We start from the raw sequence: 17842 nt of genomic DNA, 5'->3' as shown, positions 1-17842 counted from the left end.
CGCAGGGCCTCAACAAGACGTCGCCGATGAGCAGCCCCCTAGGGGCTCATCATCACCAGGCACGTCGTCATGATCCCCATGCTACAGGGCGAGCTCAGGAGAATCCGGCCAGTTTGTACAGCACGAGCGACCCGGCCACCGCCACGTTGAGGCTCGCGCCCGTGCCGATCATGGGGATCTCGACCACGGCGTCGAGCAGGTCGAGCGCCTCGCCGGGAATGCCGGTGGACTCGTGGCCCAGCACGACCACGGTGGGCTCCCTGGCCATCGGCAGGTCGGCCAGCCGGATGGCCTCCTCGGCCAGCTCGACGCCGAGCACCCGCTCCTCCCTGCGGGCCAGCCAGTCCAGCGGGCGCACCCAGTGCACGCAGGCCCCCTTGCGCAGGGTGTTGCCCTTGGCCAGCGCCTCGGGCACCCACGGCAGGCGGGGCACGGCCAGGCACGCGCCGACCGCGTCACAGGTGCGCAGGAGGGTGCCGAGGTTGGCGTTGTGCATCGGCCAGAGCGGCGCGACGGTGAGGTGACCCAGGCAGCGGGGCGGTCGCCGCCGTCGCTGGGACCGGAGATCTTTCCTGGTGCGCACCCGGATCCCGCTCATGCGCGCGGGAGGGTGGGCCTCTCGGTGGTGTGCATGTTCGGGGCGCTTTCAGCGGCACGCCCGGGCCATCGACGTCACGGTGCCCTCATCGTACGCGAACACGTGAACGCTCAGTCCTTCCGCTCCGGGGCGGGCACCACCAGCACCGGCCTGCCCGCGTGGTGCAGCACCCGGTCCGACGTGCTGCCGAGCAGCAGCGAGCGCACCCCGCCGAGCCCGCGCGTGCCGGTCACGATGAGCTTGGCGTCGATCTCGCCGGCGACGTCCACGATCGTCGACCAGACGGCCACGCTGTCCACGTCGCACCGGGGCACGGCGTTCAGCCCGCCCTCCTTCGCCAGGTCCGCGCCGCGCCCCGCCAGCTCGCGCATCGCCTTGGCGATCGCCTCGTCCTCGAGGGCGGACTGGTCCATGGCCATCATCAGCCCGGCGGAGGCCCTGGCCGAGGTCATCGCCAGCCGCTCCCACACCGTCAGCACGACCGCGTCCGCGCCGCGGAACATCTCGGCCGCGAACGCGATCGCGGCCTTGGCGTCGTCGGAACCGTCGTACGCGATCAGAATCGTCATTACAGCCACTCTTCAGGTGAATGCGGAACTCTCCCCTTTCCCGGGAGGCTGCTTTCACTCCTGGGGCTAGGCCATGATCGGCGAGACGCCGGAGCGCCGGGCCGAGGGCTTGAGCATCGACAGGCCGGCCAGCGCCAGCACGCCCAGCTCCGTGATGACCACGACCCGCTGGGTCAGGCCGGCCGGGATGTCCTCGTTGGTCAGCGGGACGCCGAGCATGCGGACCACGTACGGGATCACGACCAGCAGCAGGGCCCCCAGCGCCACCCCGCTGAGGACCCGCACCGCTCTGGCGAACCGCACGTTCGCCCGGGCCAGCAACAATCCTGCCGCGGGCATCACCAGGAAGGCGGCGAAGGCGGCATAACGGTGGATGCCTCCCGACAGGGAGAGCGGTACTCCAGGCCGGTCCGTGGGGAAGGCGCCGACCAGGAACATGCTCGTCCCCCACACCAGAAGCAGCGCGACGACCCAGAGGTTCGTCCCGGACCGGCGCAGTGCCTCGGCGATCAGCGCGGAGCCTGCCGCGAACAACGTCAGCGAGGCGGGCAGCAGCCATCCGGCGGACTGCCACGCGTACTCGCTGATCACGCTGTGCAGCGGGTCCAGGTCGGATCCCGCGTGCAGGGCGAGCATGGCGCCGCTCCCGGTGCCGATGGCTGCGAATCCCGTGGCAAGCAATCCCTTCATGCCTCCAAGCTCGTGGAACGCGAGCTTTGCGACCATCGGAGATGGGCCCGAACCGGCCCTGAAGGATCCCCTAATTCCTTGGTCGCGGCAGACCCTGTCCGACACCGGTGACCTGCCTGGACATGACCCTGGGTAGGGCTTGCCCCCTCAGGGTGGGTGGAGCCGGCCGCAGCCCGATTTGACCTGGAGTGCGCTCCAGAGGTGACCCTGGAGGGAGGACCAAGGAGGCAGTGATGAAGAGGCGCACGCTCGGAAACGGCGGACCCGAGGTCTCCGCGCTCGGGCTCGGCTGCATGGGGATGTCAGAATTCTACGGCCGGGGCGACGAGGGCGAGTCGATCGCCGTCATCAACCGCGCACTCGACCTCGGCATGAACTTTCTGGACACCGCCGATATGTACGGCAAAGGGGCCAACGAGGAGCTCGTCGGCCGCGCCATCAAGGGCCGCCGCGGCGAGGTGGTGCTGGCCACCAAGTTCGGCGTCAAGCGTGAAGGGGACAGCCGCTCGGTCGAGAACAGCCCCGGGTACATCAGGGCCGCCTGCGACGCCTCGCTCAAGCGGCTCGGCGTCGACCACATCGACCTCTACTACATGCACCGCCGCAACCCGGCCGTCCCGGTCGAGGAGTCGGTGGGCGCCATGGCGGAGCTGGTCGAGCAGGGCAAGGTGCGCCATCTCGGGCTGTCGGAAGTGAGCGCGCGCACGCTGCGCGAGGCCTGCGCCGTGCATACGATCGCCGCGCTGCAGAGCGAATACTCCCTGTTCACCAGGGGCATCGAGGAGGAGATCCGGCCGGCGGCCCGCGAGCTCGGCGTCGCGCTGGTGGCCTACTCGCCGATCAGCCGTGGCTTCCTGACCGGCACGCTGCCGCCGGCCGACGAGCTGCCCGACGACGACTTCCGCAAGCATATGCCGCGCAACGTGGGCGACAACGCCCGGCACAACCATGCGCTGGTGGCCGAGGTGAAGAAGATCGCCGACGCGGCCGGCGTCACCGCGGCGCAGCTCGCGCTGGCCTGGGTGCTCGCCCAGGGGGAGGACGTCGTGCCGATCCCGGGCACGAAGCGGCTGCGCTATCTGGAGGAGAACGCCGCCGCCGCGGACATCAGGCTGACGCCCGAGCAGCTCGGCGCGCTGGCCGCGGCCGTGCCCGCCGGCGCGGTGCGCGGCACGCGCTATCCCAGCATGGCGGAGGTCGAGCTCTGACGCCGCCGCTCAGCGGTGGCGGGGGGCGTCGAAATAGGCCCGGGTGGTGGTGCCCTCCGGCGTCGAGTGCACGCGTACGAGGTCGCTGAGCAGGTTGACGATGAGCAGCCCGCGCGAGCCCGCCTGGCGCGGGTCGACCGGGCTGCGCCCGGCCAGCGGGTCGGTGATGTGGCCGGCGTCGCTGACCTCGCACACCAGCCGCCCGTCCGCGAACCACACCTTGATCGTGCCGTCGCCGCCGCCGTGGTCGAGGCTGTTGGCGCCCAGCTCGGCCACGACCAGCCGCACGTCGTCGAGCCGGTCGCCGTCGAAGCCCAGCGTGGCGGCCTCGCGCGCGGCCAGCGCCCGCGCCGCCGACAGGTTGCCGCTGTCGAACCGCAGCGTGGGGCACTTCGGCGGGGGCTCGTCCAGCGGCCGGTTGTGCGCGTCGATCACCAGCTCGGGCGCGTAGGCGGGGCTGCGCCGCTCGCCGGAGGCGTCGCGCAGCACGGGATGGGTGCGCGCCGCCTCCTCGATCACCGCCGGGGCCAGGGCTGCGACGTCGTAGGGGCACAGGATCGTGACGTGCCGGCCCGCGAACGACAGGTTGATCAGCGCCTCGTGCTGGGCGCATGCGGGATATTCCGTCGTGGTGCGGCCCGGCCAGACGGGCTCGCCGATGATGCGCACGTGGTCGCCGGCGTGCCGGTCGGCGAAGTCGCGCAGCACGGCGGGGATGATGCGGCCGGGGTTGCGCCCCTCCTCGCCCATGTCGATCAGGCTGACCGCCCTGGCCTCCGGCCCCAGCGCGGCCTCGATGAGCGAGAGATTGCGGGCGGGGACGGCTACGGCGACGGGATCGCCGGCCGCCAGGCCCTCGCGGACGAAGGCGGTCGTGGCAGCAACGTATTCCGGCTCGCCTCGGTAGAGGAGAGCCGGATGCGAGAACGGTTCTGCCAACATCAGCCTTCACGCTACCCAAGGATCGCGACTTCACGGCGATCCGCCGGGTACCCAATAGATGTGAAGAGAATACAGGTCAGCCACCGCCCCCGGCCTGTGCGCCCGTCGCCGCCCCTCGATTTGCGCACCCCTTCCGGCCGACGTCTCCCGTTCTGAGCGTTGCGAACCTATGCTCATGACATGTCGGAAATGCAGATGCGGGTCTCCGACGAAGATCGGGAACGCACCGCCCAGCAGCTTCAACGGGCGTTCACCGAGGGTCGTCTCACCCAGATGGAGCTCGAAGACCGGCTCGAGGTCGCCCTGAGTGCGAAGACCTACGGCGACCTGCTGAGTCTGATCAACGATCTCCCCGTCGACCAGCCCCAGGTCAACGACGTGGTCGAACTGGAGGCGAAGCACGGCCATCTCAAGCGCTCGGGCGACTGGGCCGTCCCCCGGCGGCTGCGGGTGTCCTCCAAATACGGCAGCGCCGAACTCGACCTCTCCCAGGCCGTCATCACGCACTCGGTCGTCGACGTCGAGCTCGACCTCACGTACGGCTCCGCCAAGATCATCCTGCCCGAGGGCGCGGTGGTGAACGTGGACGCCTTCCAGAGCGACTGGGGCAACACCTCGACGAGCCACGTCCCGAGCCGGCCTCGCCCCGGCGCCCTCCAGGTGGTGATCAGCGGCAGGGCGAAGTACGGAGGGCTCACCGTGCGCTATCCCCGCAAGCGCTGGTTCACCCACTGATGGAAGAGGGCGATGTGGTGCTCGCTCGGCACGAGCACCCCGCCCTCCACGTACGCCCTTGACGACATGCCGGGCTGGGTCCGCTCGCAGGCGTCGAAGTCCTGCTCGTTGACCCGGTGGAACAACTCGACGGACGTCGACAGGTCCGCCCCCGAGGCGATCACGTCGGGATGGTAGAGCCAGTCGCACTCGACGACCGTCCTGTCGGCGGCCATCGGGTACATGCGGTGCATGATCACGTGGTCGGGCACGAGATTGACGAACACCTGCGGCCTGACGGTGATCGCGTAGTAGCGCCGGTCCTGTTCCTGTGACAACTCGGGCAGCCGGCCGAAGCCGGGGCCGCCGTCCACGGTGAAGCCCTCGGCCCTGGCGGCGAACTCGGCGCCGTGGCCCACGTAGTACTGGGCCGCGTAGCCGCCGGCGAACTCCGGCAACACGGCCGTCAGCTCGGGATGGATGGTGGCACAGTGGTAGCACTCCATGAAGTTCTCGACGATGAGCTTCCAGTTGGCCTTGACGTCGTAGCGGATCCTGCGGCCGAGCGCGAGGTCCTCGACGTGGTAGCGGTCGATGGCGGCCGGGTCGCCGAGCCGTTCGGTGGCGGCGTTGAGCACCGTCTCCTCGAACGAGGGCGGCTCGGCGGCCAGGCACACCCACGCGTACCCCAGCCATTCCCGCAGGTGCACGGGCACCAACCCGTACGCCACGCGGTCGATGTCGGGCATCTTCACCAGGTTGGGCGCGGCGGCGAGCCGGCCGTCGAGGTCGTAGGACCAGGCATGGTAGGCGCACCTGATCGTCCGGCGTACCTCGCCCTGCTCCTCCACGCACAGCCGGGCGCCGCGGTGCCTGCAGACGTTGAGGAAGGCGCGCAGCCGGTCGTCCCGGCCGCGGACCACGATCACGTTCTCCCTGCCGACCTGGACCGTCCTGAACGCGCCCGGCTTGGGCAGATCCCCTGCCCTGACGGCGCAGAACCAGAGGGTCTCGAAGATCCTTGCCTGCTCGTGCGCGAACACCTCAGGGTCCGTGTAGGAGCTCCCCTGAAGGGTCGCGATCAAGCTTGACGTCGTCGTCAACCGTCACCTCTTGTTGCGTATTACGCACCGAGTTGCTCTATATGCGACATCGTCAGGTCGCGCTCAGGACGCTGTCAAGAGGTATGTGCTGACTCTCCGCAACCACTTGACATACAGCCAGGTCGCGAACCGGTCAGGGAACAATCCGGCGAACGAGCCCTGCCTGTCGGTGATCGCGGTGGCGGCCAGCCGGGCGGGCAGGCGTACGACCTTCGACCTCGCCCGCTCGTACGCGCGCAGCGCGCCGGCCAGTTCGTCGCGACCGGACCCGGACCCCAGGCCGCCGATCGCCGTACTCAGCAGCCAGGCGTCCTCCAGCGCCTGGTTGGCGCCCTGGGCCATGGTGGGCGGCATGGTGTGGGCGGAGTCGCCGGCCAGCGTGGTCGGCCCCTTGCCCCAGGCCGCGGCGAACGGCTGCTTGTGATGGGGGAAGAAGTCGATCTCGGTGATCGTCTCCAGGATGTCCGGCACCGGGTCCGCCCATCCGCGGAACCGCTCCCGCAGCCGCTCGGCCACGTCGGGATCGCCGTCCCAGAAGGGCCCGCCCGGCGCGGCCTTGACGTCGAACCACCACAACAGCCGGCCCCCGCCCGCCGGGATCAGCCCGCACAACCCCCGCGCGCCGGCGATCATCACGGCCCTGGCCTGCTCGGTGAGCGTCGTGGGCCTGGTGGTGAACCCCTGCCAGGTCACCCAGCCGCTCAGCTTCGCGCGGTCGCCGCCCCACAGGGCCTCGCGCACCGCCGAGCGCCGCCCGTCGGCCCCCACGAGCACGTCGCCGCGGACCGTACGGCCGTCGGACAGGCGAACCTCGGCCCGCTCGGGCACCACGTGCTCGGCGCCCACCCCGTAGGTCACCGGCATGCCGTCGGCGAGCAGCTCGACCAGGTCGCGGCGGGCCACGTGCACGCTCGGGTGGCCGTAGCGGCGTTCGGCCTCGGTCAGGTCGACGGTGAACAGCCTGCGCCCGTCGACGGCCCAGGACTCCATGGTCTCCAGGCGCCGCCCGGTCCCGGAGTAGTCGGCCTTGAGCTCGCGGAGGATGGCCGTGGCGGCCGGCCAGAGCGTGACCGAACCGCCGGCCGTACGCAACTCGGGGGCCTCCTCGTAGATCTCGACCTCGTGACCGGCGTTGAGCAGGCCGCGCGCCACGGCGAGCCCCGCGACGCCCGCTCCGACCACGATTACCCTCATAGCAACCCCTGATTGTGAGACCGTTGATATCTGATATTGGGAGTATCATTATGTCTGCGCGTGGACGCAAGCCCGATCCCACGGTCGATCACCGCATCAGGCAGGCCGTGGCCGGGCTGGTGCTCTCCCAAGGCCTCGACTTCACCGTGGACGACGTCGCGGCGGCGGCGGGCGTGGGCCGGGCCAGCGTGTTCCGCCGCTACGCCAGCAAGCGCGACATGGTGCTCGAAGCCATCACCGGCCTCATGAACGCGCACGTCGCCATCCCCGACACCGGCTCGTTCGAGGGCGACCTGCGCGTGGTGGTCTCCGACACCCTCGCCCTCTGGCACCAGCCCGACGTCGCGCGCATGGCCAAGCAGGTCTTCGGCGAGGCGGGCCGGGACCCGGCGGTCGCCGAGATCATCCGTACCGGGATGCGCGCCAGGATGGAGCGCTCGTGGATCGTGTACGAGCGCGCGATCGAACGCGGCGAGCTGCCGCCGAACGCCGACCTCTGGATGCTTACCGATATGTTCGCCGGTTTCGTCGCTTACCGGGGGCTCCTGGATCTTCCCCTACCCGAGCCGGAGCAGATCGTGCAGGTCCTGCTGCACGGCTTTACGCCTGTCTGACGCCCGTGGTGTTAGTGGGGTGCAAGTGGCGGTCAAGTCGTGCCCCATAATGTTCCCTTCGTTAGCAAACCTACGAAGGGCACGGAAATGACTCCCCCACGCCGTCGTCTGGCCGTCGCGGCCGCGACGCTTACTCTTGCCGTCCTCACCACCGCCTGTGGTGCCCTGGGCAACGCCGTAGACTGCAACACCGCGGCCGGCGAGGCCAGCAAGATCGCCAGCGAGTGGAGCACCGCGGTCACGAAGAACGCCACCGACACCGACGCCATCGGCACCGCGTCGCAGACCGCGGCCGACAAGACCAAGGAGCTCGCGGGCAAGTACGACGGTGAGGTCGCCGCCGCGCTCAACGACCTCGCGGCCGGGTTCGACTCCATGAAGGGCGGCGACCTGAGCTCGGTCTCCGAGTTCAGCGGCAAGGTGAACGGCTTCACCAGCAAGATCACGGCCGCCTGCTCCTAGCCGGGCGCACGGTCGCCGCTCCGCCCGTGGGGGGCGGTAAGGGGCGGCGGCCGTGTCCGGGTTCGGGCTGATCCGTTCTAGTCTTGCTCCCCGTGACGGGACAGACGCTTGAGACGCCGGTGAGGGCCGGTGGCGGCGACGTCCCGTCATGGAAGAGCCGGCTGCCGGGCCACCGCGTGCGGGTGGGCGCCGTCGCGCTCGTCGCCGGGGTGGCCTACGCCGTGCTCGGCCTGGTCAAGCTCGCCACCTTCAGGGCCACCACGTTCGACCTGGTGATCGTGGACCAGGCGGTGCGCAACTACGCGGCCCTGCGGCCTCCGTACATCCCGGTGCGCGGCATGTTCGGCGGCCGGGGCATGGACTACGTCCAGCTCGCCGACCACTTCTCGCCCATCTACGCGGTGCTGGCGCCGTTCTACTGGATCCACGACGGCCCCGGGACGCTGGTCGTCGCGCAGGCGGCGCTGTTCGCCGCCGCCATCCCGTTCGTCTGGCTGTTCACCCGGCGCGTCCTCGGCACCTGGCCCGCCTACCTGGTCTGCGTCGCGTACACGCTGTCGTGGCCGGTGGCGCAGGCGGTCGCGTTCGACGTGCACGAGGCCATGTTCGTCCCCGTGCTCACCGCGATCATGATCGAGCGTTACCACGCCGGACGCATGCTGCCCGCGTTCCTGGCGATGGCCGCCCTCCTCCTCGTCAAGGAGGACATGGGGCTCATGGTGATCGGCGCGGGAGCCTGCCTGATCGCTCTCGGCGACCGGTGGCGCGGCGTGCTGAGCGCGCTGCTCGGCCTCGGCGCCGTGCTGCTCGTACGCGGGCTGACGATCTCGGTGTTCGGCGGCGACGCCAAGGACTACTGGGCCTACGGGCATCTCGGGGACGACCTGCCCGGCGCCCTCCTCGGCATCCTGCGTGACCCGTTCGCCGCGGTGCTGCTCGCCTTCAGCGAGGAGGCCAAGGTCGACACCCTGCTCCTGATGGTGTGGCCGACGTTGCTGTTGTGCCTGCTCTCCCCGCTGTCGCTGGTCGCGCTGCCGCACGTGCTCGTCCGCATGCTGGCCGACCGGCCCCAGTGGTGGCAGGCGGACTTCCACTACAGCGCGTTCACCGTGGTGATCCTGCTCTGCGCGGGCGTCGACGGCCTCGCGAGGCTGTTACGGCTGATCAGACGCTCCGGCGACCGCTCGCTCAAGCTGGCCTGGGCGGCGGGCGCCTGCGCGGTGGCGCTCACCCTGGTGCCCCGGTTCGCCCTCGACCAGCTATACCATCCGGGCTTCTACACCGAGCCCAAGGCGGCCGCCGCCGAGGCCGTCGCCAAGGTGCCCTCGGGGGTCACCGTCGAGGCCGCCAACTCCGTCGGCCCCGCGCTGACCTCGAGGACCACCGTCCTGCTGTGGGGGGCCACGCCGCACGGCGCGCCGTGGGTGGTGGCCGACACCTCCCGCTGGGAGTTCCCCTTCGGCTCGCCCGAGCAGCAGGTCGCCGCGGTCGGCGAGCTGGAGGCCCAGGGTTACGTGAAGGTGTTCGAGCGCGACGGCTACGTGGTGCTGCGGCGCGACTGAGAGGGCCGCTCACCTCGCGGCTCATGGGGCCGCTCATGAGGGCTGCGCATGGACCTCGCCTGCGCGTACGCCTGGTCGAAACCCTCGATCACGGCCGGCCACGAGCCCGCGGCGGGCGGCGTGGCACGGTTGTGCGCCGCGATGGACTCGCGCAACCCCGGATCGGCGCACAGTCGCGCCACCGCCCGTGCCAGGTCGCCCGGTGTGCGCCCGAGCAGCCCCTCCGTGCCGTCCTTGACGAAGTCGGCGACCCCGCTCTGCGCCCTGGCCACCACGGGCAGCCCCGCCGCCCGCGCCTCGAGCGCCGCGATGCCGAACGACTCGCGCGGCGCCGGAGCCACGAAGACGTCGGCCGTCTCCAGGACCTTGGCGATCTGCTCACGGGTGTGCCGCCCGGGCAGCGAGACCCAGCCGGTCATGCCGTGTTTGGCGAGGAATCGTCCCATCTGGCCCCGTGCGGGCCCGTCGCCGACGATCGTGGCCCGCATGGGGATCTCGGAGGGGACCCGCGCGCGGGCCGCCTGCAGCAGCTTCAGCAGGCGTACGGGGTGCTTGCGCGGAGCCAGCCGCCCGACCGCGACGACATGCACCTCCTCGCGCGGGGCGGGCGGGCCTGGCGGCGGCGCCCAGCCCGACAGGTCGAGCCCGTTGGCGACCACGCGCACCGGCACCCCGGGCCCCGCCACCTCGCGGATGGGAGCCGCGGCGGCGTTGCTGACGGTGGTCGCCACCAGCCGCCACCGCTGCCAGCCGAACGCGAGCCGCAGCAGCCGGTAGAGGCCCCGCGTGACCGGATCCCACATGCTGTGCACGGTCACCACGCACGGCACCCCGGCACGCACCGCGGCCCGCGCGCCCATCCAGGCGAACGGCGAGACCGCCCCCGCGTGCACGTGGACCACGTCGGGCCGGACCGCGGCGAGCCGGCGCGTGAGATGCCCCACTCCGAACGGGTGCACGGGAAGGTCGAACGGCATCCTGGCGATGATCCTGTGCACGCCCGGCAGCGGCTCGCCCCTGGTCGCCGTGGCCACGGAGACGTCGTGTCCGGCCTCCCGCTGCATCCGCACGAGATCGGCGACCTGGACCTCGATCCCCCCGAGTCGCGGCAGGTAACAGTCGCTCACGTGAAAGATCCGCACCCCTCCCAGACTAATCTGGGCGTGTGCCTCCACGTACCGCTGTGTTCTTTCATGCCCACCCCGATGACGAGGCCCTGCTGACGGCGGGCACCATGGCGATGCTCGCGGCCGAGGGGCACCGCGTGGTGCTCGTGGTGGCCACGGCGGGCGAGCGCGGCCTGGCCGAGATGGAGCCGGGAGAGGCGCTCGGCGAGACCAGGCTCAAGGAGCTCTACGCGTCGGCTGCGCTGCTCGGCTGCGCCCGCGTGGAATGCCTGGGTTACGGCGACTCGGGGCTGAGCCCCCAGGGCGGCAGCGCGGACGAGCGACCCGACAACGCCTTCATCGACGCCGACACCGAGGCGGCGGCCAAGGCGCTGGCCGCGATCCTGCAGGAGGAGGAGGCCGAGCTGCTGGCGATCTACGACCCGGCGGGCGGCTACGGCCATCCCGACCACGTGCAGGTGCACCGGGTGGGCAAGCGGGCGTCGAAGATCGCGGGCACGCCGATCGTCCTGGAGGCGACGGTCAACCGCGATCCGCTCGTCAGGCTGCTGCGGCTGGCGAGCCGCTTCTACCGGTTCCCGCCGGAGTTCGACGTGCGGACGTTCGAGAGCGCGTACTCGGCGAGCGAGACGATCACCCACCGCGTCAATGTCCGGAAATATGCGAAACAGAAGCGGGCGTCCATGGCCGCGCACGCCTCGCAGGCCAGCGGCGGCGACAGCGACCGCACCCTCGCTGTCATGCTGAAGGTCCCCCGCCCTCTCTACCGCCTGGTCTTCGGCACGGAGTGGTACGTTCGCCGTGACCTCCCTCCCGGCGCCCGCCTCACCCATCCGTTCGACCGGTGGCCGACCTAGTCCCCCGCCGGAGTTCCCCCGCAGTTCTCCGAAGTTCCCCGAAGTTCCCCCGAACGACGAGCGCCGCCGCGTCACCCGTCAGACTGGATCCCGATGAAGAACAAGTGGCTCCAGATCGCCCTGTCCGTCCTGTCTCTCGGGCTGGCCGTGCTGCTCGTGGTCTACCTGCCTCAGATCGTGCGCGCGCTCACCGGCAAACCGGTCTCCTGGGCCGAGATCGGCGCCTTGTTCGCCGCCCTCGGCGCGGGCGAGATCGCGATCATGGCCGTGCTGTGGCTGCTGAGCCTGGTGGCCTACACGTTCGTGCTGACCAACTCCCTGCCGGGGCTGAACAACCTGCAGGGCCTCACGCTCAACGCCGCGGGCAGCGCGGTGAGCAACCTCCTGCCGTTCGGCGGGGCGGTCGGCGTGGCGGTGTCGTTCGCCATGACGAAGGGATGGGGCTTCTCCAACCGCTCGTTCGTGGTCATGACGCTGGTCAGCGGCATCTGGAACACGTTGTTCAGGTTCATCCTGCCGGCCGTCGGGATCATCGCGCTGCTGATGGCGGACGAGGCGCCCAACGCGACGGTCGCCAAGGCGGGCTGGACGGGCGCGATCTCCATCCTCGTGCTCTGCGCGGTCGTGGCCGCGGCGCTCTACTGGGAGCGCGCCGCCACGCTGCTCGGCCGGGCGCTCGACGGCCTCACCAAGGTGCTGCGGGTGAAGTTCCACGCCTCCGCGGCCTTCCACCGGCTGCGCGCCGACACCGCCGGCGTCGTCAGGACCCGGTGGCCCGGCCTGTCGCTCGGCATGATCTTCTTCCTCGGCTTCCAGTGGGCGATCATGGCCGCCTGCATGCAGGCCACCGGCGCCTGGCCCGGCCTGGCCGAGTCGATCGCCGTTTTCGCGCTGTCGAGGGTCCTGACCAGCGCCCTGATCACGCCCAGCGGCGCGGGGATCATGGAGAGCGGCGTGGCCGCCCTGCTGATCGCGTTCGGGGTGCCGGGCACTCCCGCGATCGCGACCGCACTGCTTTTCGGCTTCTGGACTTACACTATCGAGATCCCGTTCGGCGGCCTGGCACTGGGCGCATGGGCGCTCCTGCGCCGGCGAAACGGCCGAGACGCCGAGGCGGAGCCCCCGTCCACGATCTCGAAGGCCCCCTCTTGACCACCGCTCCGGCCCGCTCGGCCGAAGACGTTCCGCGACCCGGATCGAGCCGTCCGCCGCGCCCGGCGGCCGGTCGGCACGCGCTCCAGGTCACTGCACCACGACCACGAGGTGAACACCATGTCCTGGCACCCTGCAACGACTCACCGCACCGGGGGACGCGGTTTCCAAGCGGAGGTAGATCGGTGACAATCCCAAACCCAACAAAGACCTTGTGCGTGATTCGCAGGCCCGCATAGCGTGGCGGCTGACATGGTGGCGTTCCGAGTTCTGGGGCCAGTCGAGGCGTACGAACACGACGACGAGCTCGACCTCGGCGGGTTGCGGCAGCGGGCCGTCCTCGCCCGGCTCCTCGTGGCCAGAGGCCAGGTCGTGCCCGTTGACACGCTTCTTTACGACTTGTGGGACGACGATGCGGCCAAGGGCGCGCAGTCGGGCCTGCAGGTCTACATCTCGCGCCTGCGCAGGGTGCTGGAGCCGGGCCGCCCGCGCGGCGGGCCCAACCGGCTGCTGGTGACGGTCGCGTCGGGCTACGCGCTGCGCGTGGCCTCCGACCAGGTCGACGCGCTCAGGTTCGAGCAGCTCGTACGCGCGGCCGGCGAGCACCTCGACGAGGGCGATCCGCAGGCCGCCCGCGGCCGCCTGGAAAAGGCGCTGGGCCTGTGGCGCGGCACCCCCTACTCCGACTTCGCCGACCAGCCGTGGGCGGAGGCCGAGGTCAACCGGCTGACCGAGCTGCGCCTCGTCGCGCGCGAGCGGCACGCCGACACCGGCCTGCGGCTCGGCATGCACGCCGAGACCGTGCCCGACCTCGAGGCACTGACCACGGAGCATCCGCTGCGCGAGGAGGGCTGGCGGCTGCTGGCACTGGGCCTCTACCGCTGCGGCCGGCAGGGCGACGCGCTGGCCGCGCTGCGCAGGGCGCGCAACATCCTGGCCGACGAGCTGGGCATCGACCCGGGGCCGGCGCTGCGCAAGCTGGAGTCCGACATCCTGGCCCAGTCGCCCGAGCTGGAGCTGGCCGCTCCGGCACGGCCAGCGCGGCAAGCGCCGGTCACCGACACCTGGCCGCCCCGGCCGGCCACGCCCGTCGACCCGCCGCCGCTGGAGCCCGAGCCGTTCGTCGGCCGCGACGCCGAGCTGACCCGGCTGACCACGGCGGCCTCCCGCACCGGCAGGTTCCAGGTCGCGATCGTGACCGGGGTCGCGGGCGCGGGCAAGACCACCCTGCTGCGCCAGGTGGAGACCCGGCTGGCCGGCGACGGCTGGATCGCCGCCTCCGGGGCCTGCCCCGACTCCAGCGCCACCCCGCCCGGCTGGGCGTGGGTCGAGATCCTGCGCGCCCTCATCGGCGTGACCGGCGCCGGCGAATACGCCCAGCTGCTCGCGCCGCTGCTCGACGACGCCGCCCCCGACCCCGACGAGGACGAGGTGTCCGGCGGCTTCCGGCTGCACCGCGCGGTCGGCGGCTATCTGGCGGGGGTCGCGCGCAGGTCGCCCGTGCTGCTGACGCTCGAAGACCTCCACTGGGCCGACGACCAGACGCTGGCCCTGCTGCGGGCGCTGCCCAGCCTGCTGGCCACCAGCCGGGTGCTGCTCGTGGTGACGTGCAGGGAGAGCGAGCTCGACGACCGCCAGTCCGACGTGCTGGCCGCCCTCGCCCGGCTCGGCCCGGTCCGCGTGGGCCTGTCGGGGCTCGACCCGAAGGCCGTGGCCGAGCTGGTCAAGGCCACCTGCGTGCGCGAGATCGACGATGACGCGGTCGAGTCGATCGTCGAGCGCACCGGCGGCAACCCGTTCTTCGTCCGCGAGACCGTGCGCCTGCTCGACTCCGAGGGCGCGGCCGACCGGGCGAGCGCCACCGAGGTGCTCTCGCAGGTGCCCTCCGGCGTGCGCGACGTGCTGCGGCGGCGCATCTCGCGGCTGCCGTCCGGCGCGCAGCAGATCCTGCTCCAGGCCGCCGTGATCGGCCGCGACGTCGACCTCGACGTGCTCATCGCCGTGGCGGGCGACGAGGACGCCGTCATCGAGGCCGTCGAGGCGGCACTGCTGGCGGGCCTGGTGACCGAGCCGGGGCCCGGGCTGCTCAGGTTCGACCACGACCTGGTGCGCGACACGATCTACTCCGACGCGTCCCGGCTGCGCCGCACCCGGCTGCACGCGGCCGTGGCCGCCGTCATCGAGGAGCGCACTCCGTCCGACGTGGCCGCGCTCGGCCACCACTACTTCCTCGCCGACGCGGCCGAGAAGGCCGTCCACTACGCGGGGCTGGCGGCCGAGCAGGCCGAGCGGCGCTTCGCCCACCGCGAGGCGGCCACGCTGTGGGAGCAGGCCATCGCCGCGTTCGACCGTTCGCGCAACGACGAGCCGGGCGGCGCGCAGACGCCGGAGCGCACCAAGAAGCGGCTGGCGCTCATGCTGCGCCAGATCAGGGCCCTGGCGCTGTGCGGCGACATGTCGGCGGCCAGGGTGCTGCGCCGCCAGGCCATGGACACCGCGCTCCCGCTGGGCGACCTCGAGATCACCGCGAAGGTGGCCGCCTCGCTGGCCGTGCCGCACAAGGGCATGGCCCGCGACTTCACCCGCACCGCGTGGGAGATCGTCGACGTCACCGAGCGGGCGCTCATGGAGCTGCCCGAGGGCGAGCAGCGGCTGCGGGCCAGCCTGCTGACCACGCTCGCCCTGGAGCTGGAGGGCTCCTCCTCCCCCGAGCGAGGCCGGCAGGCGTCGCTGGAGGCGCTGGAGCTGGCCAGGCAGAGCGGCGACTCCGCGCTGATCGCGGCCGCGCTCAGCGGGCGGCTGCGCCAGTCGTACGACATCCCCGCGGTCGACACGCGCGAGAGCATCGGCAGGGAGCTGCTGGAGGTCGCCCAGCGCTCCGGCCAGATGGCCACGCAGGCGCTGGCCCATCTGGTGCTGCTGGAGTGCGCGGCGGCCAGGGGTGAGTTCGCGACCGCCGACGAGCACGCCGCCGCCGCCGACCGCCTGGCCAAGCAGTACGACCTGTCGGCGCCGGCCGCGGTCGTCGTCTGGTACGCCGGCCAGCGGCTCATGATCGCCGGTGACTACGCCGGCGCCGGGCGGGCCTACCGCGACGCGGCCAGGATGACGGAGCGGGCCGGCATGCTGGAGGGCCGCCAGGACCTGCCGCTGATCACGACGTTCTGCCTGCACCTGGTCGACGGCCGGGCCGCCGGGATGGTCAACCAGCTCGCCGAGGCCCACCTGCGGGGCGCCAAGTGGACGCTCGACGCCTACGCCCTCGCCCTCGCCTCGGCGGGCCGTCTCGACGAGGCCAGGGCCGTGGCCGCCACCCGTCCGCCGGTGCGTCCCGACTTCCTCTACGAGCTGGTGATGACCTGGCGGGCGCTGGCCGGCATGCTGCTGGACGACCGGGAGCGGATGGTCGACTGCTACGACAAGCTCAAGCCGTTCGCCGACCGGGTGGCGGGCGCCGGCACCGGCGTGGTGGCGCTGTGGCCTGTCGCTCTGACGCTCGGCGACCTCGCCATCCGCCTGGGGCAGCCCGACGCCGCGCGCGACCACTACCACAAGGCCCTCGAGGTGGCCGGGCGGGTCGGCGTGCCGCGCTGGGTGGAGGCGGCGCGGCAGTCGGTCAACAGCTGACCTGGAATCGCTCGCTCCTGATGGTCTCGGCGCCCTCGACGGCCAGCTCGACGCGGTACCACCCGGGGTTGCCCGAGACGTGGGGCCGCCACTCGACGGTGCTCGCGGCGGCGGCGAAGCCGCCGTGGTCCACCAGGTAGGTGCGCCAGGCCCGGCTCGCGGGGCTCCAGCGGGTGAGCCGCCAGCCGTACGTCACGGCCTGGTCGGGGTCGGGGTTGACGACCACGCTCCGGGCCACGTACGGGTCGGCGCAGCCGGCGCCGCCGCCGACGGAGACCTCTCCCGCCCTGGCGGCGGGGGCCGTCCGCCTGGTGGGAGCGGAGATGGGACTCTCGCGGGCCGACAGGGTGATGGTCGTCACGGGCTCGGTCGCCGAGTTGGCGTTGTGGTAGGCGGAGAAGCCGACGTAGGCGCTGGTGAACGCGAGCGCGGCCACGAAGAGCTTGACCGTGTTCGCGGTGCCGCTGGCGAGGGCGGCTGCGCTTCTCGTCGTCATCGTCAACACCCCTTTCGCCTCCGCCATAGAGTGAGGCAGGGCGGTTGAGTCCCGCTTGTCGGCTGGTTGCACCCGTTGCGGGAGACTTGCAGCCGCTGTGGCAGGCAAGCGGGACTTTGATTAAGGTAAGGCTGACCTAAGGCATTGGGAGGGGTGGCTGCGGATGGTACGTGCGATCGCCCCCGTCTCCGACGGCTTCGCCGAGCCGTTCTGGCTCGGCCTCCCCTACTGGCTCGTCGGCGCCATCCTGATGCTCGCCCTGTTCGGAGCGTTCCAGGTCTACTACTGGGTAGGCCGCAAGCTCGGCGAGAAGCTCTACGAGTCCCGCGTCGGCGTCAAGCTGGGCCGCGAGCGCATCACGAAGATCGAGCAGGTCGTCGAGAAGTGGGGCGCGCTGGCCGTCTACGGCTGTTTCTGGGTGCCCATGTTGCGCCACACGTTGCCGTGGGTGGCCGGGGCGCTGCGCGTGTCCTACCCCTGGTACGTCGTCGCCAGCGCGCTGGGCTGCCTGACCTGGGCGCCGCTGTGGTGGTTCGGCGGCACGGCGATCGTGTGGGGGTGGCTGCAACTGGCCGCCGCCTCGCCCCTCGCCGCGGCCGCCGTGGCCGTGGTGGCCGTCGCCGCCGTGGCCGCGCTCGTAATCCGCCGTCGGCGGCGCCGCCGGGCCTCCGAGGACGAGGCCCTGGTCTCCTAGGTCTCCTGCCCGCTCCGGTCGTCGATGACGGCCTCGGGGGCGTTCCTGCGTACGGTCTCGATGCCGTTCACGCAGGCCACCTTGGTCGGGAATCCCGCGCCGACCGCGAGCGTCTGCCCGTTGTTCGCCACGAGCGCGAAGCGGTAACCGCCCTGTTCGTCCTTGTTGATGATGAACCTGCCTGCCATGGCCGCCGCCCCCGTCATGTCGGATCTATCAACCATTTACCCGTG

The 17842-nt window shown here is 71.6% G+C and carries 18 protein-coding genes; 9 read left to right on the top strand and 9 right to left on the bottom strand.

The window, feature by feature from the left end; all coding sequences use genetic code 11:
* Nucleotides 1-94: 94 nt before the first annotated feature.
* The 3 genes from ACTWPV_RS36255 to ACTWPV_RS36245 form a co-directional block, all read right to left on the bottom strand.
* The gene (locus tag ACTWPV_RS36255; protein WP_132505553.1) at nt 95-598 is read right to left on the bottom strand and encodes a TrmH family RNA methyltransferase; all 504 of its coding nucleotides are present in this window, start codon (nt 596-598) and stop codon (nt 95-97) included.
* Nucleotides 599-708: 110 nt separating this feature from the next.
* Nucleotides 709-1167, bottom strand: coding sequence for a universal stress protein (locus tag ACTWPV_RS36250; protein WP_347647211.1), 459 nt, complete (start codon nt 1165-1167; stop codon nt 709-711).
* 66 nt (nt 1168-1233) lie between these two features.
* Nucleotides 1234-1857, bottom strand: coding sequence for a DUF998 domain-containing protein (locus ACTWPV_RS36245; RefSeq protein ID WP_347647210.1), 624 nt, complete (start codon nt 1855-1857; stop codon nt 1234-1236).
* Nucleotides 1858-2090: 233 nt separating this feature from the next.
* On the opposite strand from ACTWPV_RS36245, the gene ACTWPV_RS36240 reads away from it, so the two are divergent.
* Nucleotides 2091-3065, top strand: coding sequence for an aldo/keto reductase (locus ACTWPV_RS36240; protein WP_443155225.1), 975 nt, complete (start codon nt 2091-2093; stop codon nt 3063-3065).
* A gap of 9 nt (nt 3066-3074) precedes the next feature.
* Here the strand turns inward: ACTWPV_RS36240 and ACTWPV_RS36235 are convergent, their stop codons facing one another.
* On the bottom strand, nt 3075-4007 hold the full coding sequence (locus ACTWPV_RS36235) for an anti-sigma factor RsbA family regulatory protein (RefSeq protein WP_347647208.1): 933 nt from the start codon (nt 4005-4007) through the stop codon (nt 3075-3077).
* 180 nt (nt 4008-4187) lie between these two features.
* Between ACTWPV_RS36235 and ACTWPV_RS36230 the strand changes: the two genes are divergently transcribed.
* Nucleotides 4188-4742, top strand: a complete 555-nt coding sequence (locus ACTWPV_RS36230; protein ID WP_347647207.1) for a DUF1707 SHOCT-like domain-containing protein — start codon at nt 4188-4190, stop codon at nt 4740-4742.
* Here ACTWPV_RS36230 and ACTWPV_RS36225 read toward each other — a convergent pair.
* Nucleotides 4712-5806 carry an aromatic ring-hydroxylating oxygenase subunit alpha gene (locus ACTWPV_RS36225; RefSeq protein WP_443155224.1) on the bottom strand — a complete coding sequence of 365 codons (1095 nt, stop codon included), beginning with the start codon at nt 5804-5806 and terminating at the stop codon, nt 4712-4714. The two genes, ACTWPV_RS36230 and ACTWPV_RS36225, sit on opposite strands and share 31 nt — an antisense overlap.
* Before the next feature lie 81 nt (nt 5807-5887).
* Nucleotides 5888-7018, bottom strand: a complete 1131-nt coding sequence (locus ACTWPV_RS36220; protein WP_443155223.1) for an FAD-dependent oxidoreductase — start codon at nt 7016-7018, stop codon at nt 5888-5890.
* A 50-nt stretch (nt 7019-7068) separates the two neighbouring features.
* Between ACTWPV_RS36220 and ACTWPV_RS36215 the strand changes: the two genes are divergently transcribed.
* The 3 genes from ACTWPV_RS36215 (at nt 7069) to ACTWPV_RS36205 (ending at nt 9656) form a co-directional block, all read left to right on the top strand.
* Nucleotides 7069-7632: a TetR-like C-terminal domain-containing protein gene (locus tag ACTWPV_RS36215; RefSeq protein ID WP_443155222.1), complete on the top strand. Its 564-nt coding sequence runs from the start codon at nt 7069-7071 to the stop codon at nt 7630-7632.
* Between the two features lie 87 nt (nt 7633-7719).
* The gene (locus ACTWPV_RS36210; RefSeq protein WP_347618804.1) at nt 7720-8094 is read left to right on the top strand and encodes a hypothetical protein; all 375 of its coding nucleotides are present in this window, start codon (nt 7720-7722) and stop codon (nt 8092-8094) included.
* 92 nt (nt 8095-8186) lie between these two features.
* Nucleotides 8187-9656: a DUF2079 domain-containing protein gene (locus tag ACTWPV_RS36205; protein ID WP_443155221.1), complete on the top strand. Its 1470-nt coding sequence runs from the start codon at nt 8187-8189 to the stop codon at nt 9654-9656.
* On the opposite strand, the gene ACTWPV_RS36200 is transcribed toward ACTWPV_RS36205, so the two are convergent.
* Nucleotides 9632-10798: a glycosyltransferase family 4 protein gene (locus ACTWPV_RS36200; RefSeq protein ID WP_443155220.1), complete on the bottom strand. Its 1167-nt coding sequence runs from the start codon at nt 10796-10798 to the stop codon at nt 9632-9634. The genes ACTWPV_RS36205 and ACTWPV_RS36200 overlap by 25 nt on opposite strands.
* A gap of 23 nt (nt 10799-10821) precedes the next feature.
* Between ACTWPV_RS36200 and ACTWPV_RS36195 the strand changes: the two genes are divergently transcribed.
* The 3 genes from ACTWPV_RS36195 to ACTWPV_RS36185 all read left to right on the top strand — a co-directional run bounded on the left by ACTWPV_RS36195 (nt 10822) and on the right by ACTWPV_RS36185 (nt 16419).
* Nucleotides 10822-11640 carry a PIG-L deacetylase family protein gene (locus ACTWPV_RS36195; RefSeq protein ID WP_347647200.1) on the top strand — a complete coding sequence of 273 codons (819 nt, stop codon included), beginning with the start codon at nt 10822-10824 and terminating at the stop codon, nt 11638-11640.
* A gap of 93 nt (nt 11641-11733) precedes the next feature.
* Nucleotides 11734-12792 (top strand): lysylphosphatidylglycerol synthase domain-containing protein, encoded by a 1059-nt coding sequence (locus ACTWPV_RS36190; RefSeq protein WP_347647199.1) that lies wholly within the window; start codon nt 11734-11736, stop codon nt 12790-12792.
* 252 nt (nt 12793-13044) lie between these two features.
* The gene (locus tag ACTWPV_RS36185; protein ID WP_443155219.1) at nt 13045-16419 is read left to right on the top strand and encodes a BTAD domain-containing putative transcriptional regulator; all 3375 of its coding nucleotides are present in this window, start codon (nt 13045-13047) and stop codon (nt 16417-16419) included.
* Here the strand turns inward: ACTWPV_RS36185 and ACTWPV_RS36180 are convergent.
* On the bottom strand, nt 16409-16915 hold the full coding sequence (locus ACTWPV_RS36180) for a hypothetical protein (RefSeq protein ID WP_443155218.1): 507 nt from the start codon (nt 16913-16915) through the stop codon (nt 16409-16411). The genes ACTWPV_RS36185 and ACTWPV_RS36180 overlap by 11 nt on opposite strands.
* A 163-nt stretch (nt 16916-17078) precedes the next feature.
* Between ACTWPV_RS36180 and ACTWPV_RS36175 the strand changes: the two genes are divergently transcribed.
* Entirely contained in the window at nt 17079-17609 is a 531-nt protein-coding gene (locus tag ACTWPV_RS36175) for a DedA family protein (RefSeq protein WP_443155217.1), read from the top strand.
* On the opposite strand, the gene ACTWPV_RS36170 is transcribed toward ACTWPV_RS36175, so the two are convergent.
* A complete protein-coding gene (locus tag ACTWPV_RS36170) occupies nt 17606-17833 on the bottom strand; it encodes a YegP family protein (protein WP_443155216.1) in 228 nt (75 codons plus the stop codon). The two genes, ACTWPV_RS36175 and ACTWPV_RS36170, sit on opposite strands and share 4 nt — an antisense overlap.
* Nucleotides 17834-17842 lie beyond the last annotated feature (9 nt).

The sequence above is a fragment of the Nonomuraea sp. KM88 genome (assembly GCF_052245635.1).
In the GTDB taxonomy this organism is placed as follows: Bacteria; Actinomycetota; Actinomycetes; order Streptosporangiales; family Streptosporangiaceae; genus Nonomuraea.
This window is presented reverse-complemented; position numbering and strand designations above follow the sequence as displayed.

Bases quoted from the DNA above. Each gene is read 5' to 3' on its own strand.
- ACTWPV_RS36255 (WP_132505553.1), bottom strand. From the start codon at position 598: ATGAGCGGGATCCGGGTGCGCACCAGGAAAGATCTCCGGTCCCAGCGA.
- ACTWPV_RS36250 (WP_347647211.1), bottom strand. From the start codon at position 1,167: ATGACGATTCTGATCGCGTACGACGGTTCCGACGACGCCAAGGCCGCG.
- ACTWPV_RS36245 (WP_347647210.1), bottom strand. From the start codon at position 1,857: ATGAAGGGATTGCTTGCCACGGGATTCGCAGCCATCGGCACCGGGAGC.
- ACTWPV_RS36240 (WP_443155225.1), top strand. From the start codon at position 2,091: ATGAAGAGGCGCACGCTCGGAAACGGCGGACCCGAGGTCTCCGCGCTC.
- ACTWPV_RS36235 (WP_347647208.1), bottom strand. From the start codon at position 4,007: ATGTTGGCAGAACCGTTCTCGCATCCGGCTCTCCTCTACCGAGGCGAG.
- ACTWPV_RS36230 (WP_347647207.1), top strand. From the start codon at position 4,188: ATGTCGGAAATGCAGATGCGGGTCTCCGACGAAGATCGGGAACGCACC.
- ACTWPV_RS36220 (WP_443155223.1), bottom strand. From the start codon at position 7,018: ATGAGGGTAATCGTGGTCGGAGCGGGCGTCGCGGGGCTCGCCGTGGCG.
- ACTWPV_RS36215 (WP_443155222.1), top strand. From the start codon at position 7,069: ATGTCTGCGCGTGGACGCAAGCCCGATCCCACGGTCGATCACCGCATC.
- ACTWPV_RS36210 (WP_347618804.1), top strand. From the start codon at position 7,720: ATGACTCCCCCACGCCGTCGTCTGGCCGTCGCGGCCGCGACGCTTACT.
- ACTWPV_RS36190 (WP_347647199.1), top strand. From the start codon at position 11,734: ATGAAGAACAAGTGGCTCCAGATCGCCCTGTCCGTCCTGTCTCTCGGG.
- ACTWPV_RS36185 (WP_443155219.1), top strand. From the start codon at position 13,045: ATGGTGGCGTTCCGAGTTCTGGGGCCAGTCGAGGCGTACGAACACGAC.
- ACTWPV_RS36180 (WP_443155218.1), bottom strand. From the start codon at position 16,915: ATGACGACGAGAAGCGCAGCCGCCCTCGCCAGCGGCACCGCGAACACG.
- ACTWPV_RS36175 (WP_443155217.1), top strand. From the start codon at position 17,079: ATGGTACGTGCGATCGCCCCCGTCTCCGACGGCTTCGCCGAGCCGTTC.
- ACTWPV_RS36170 (WP_443155216.1), bottom strand. From the start codon at position 17,833: ATGGTTGATAGATCCGACATGACGGGGGCGGCGGCCATGGCAGGCAGG.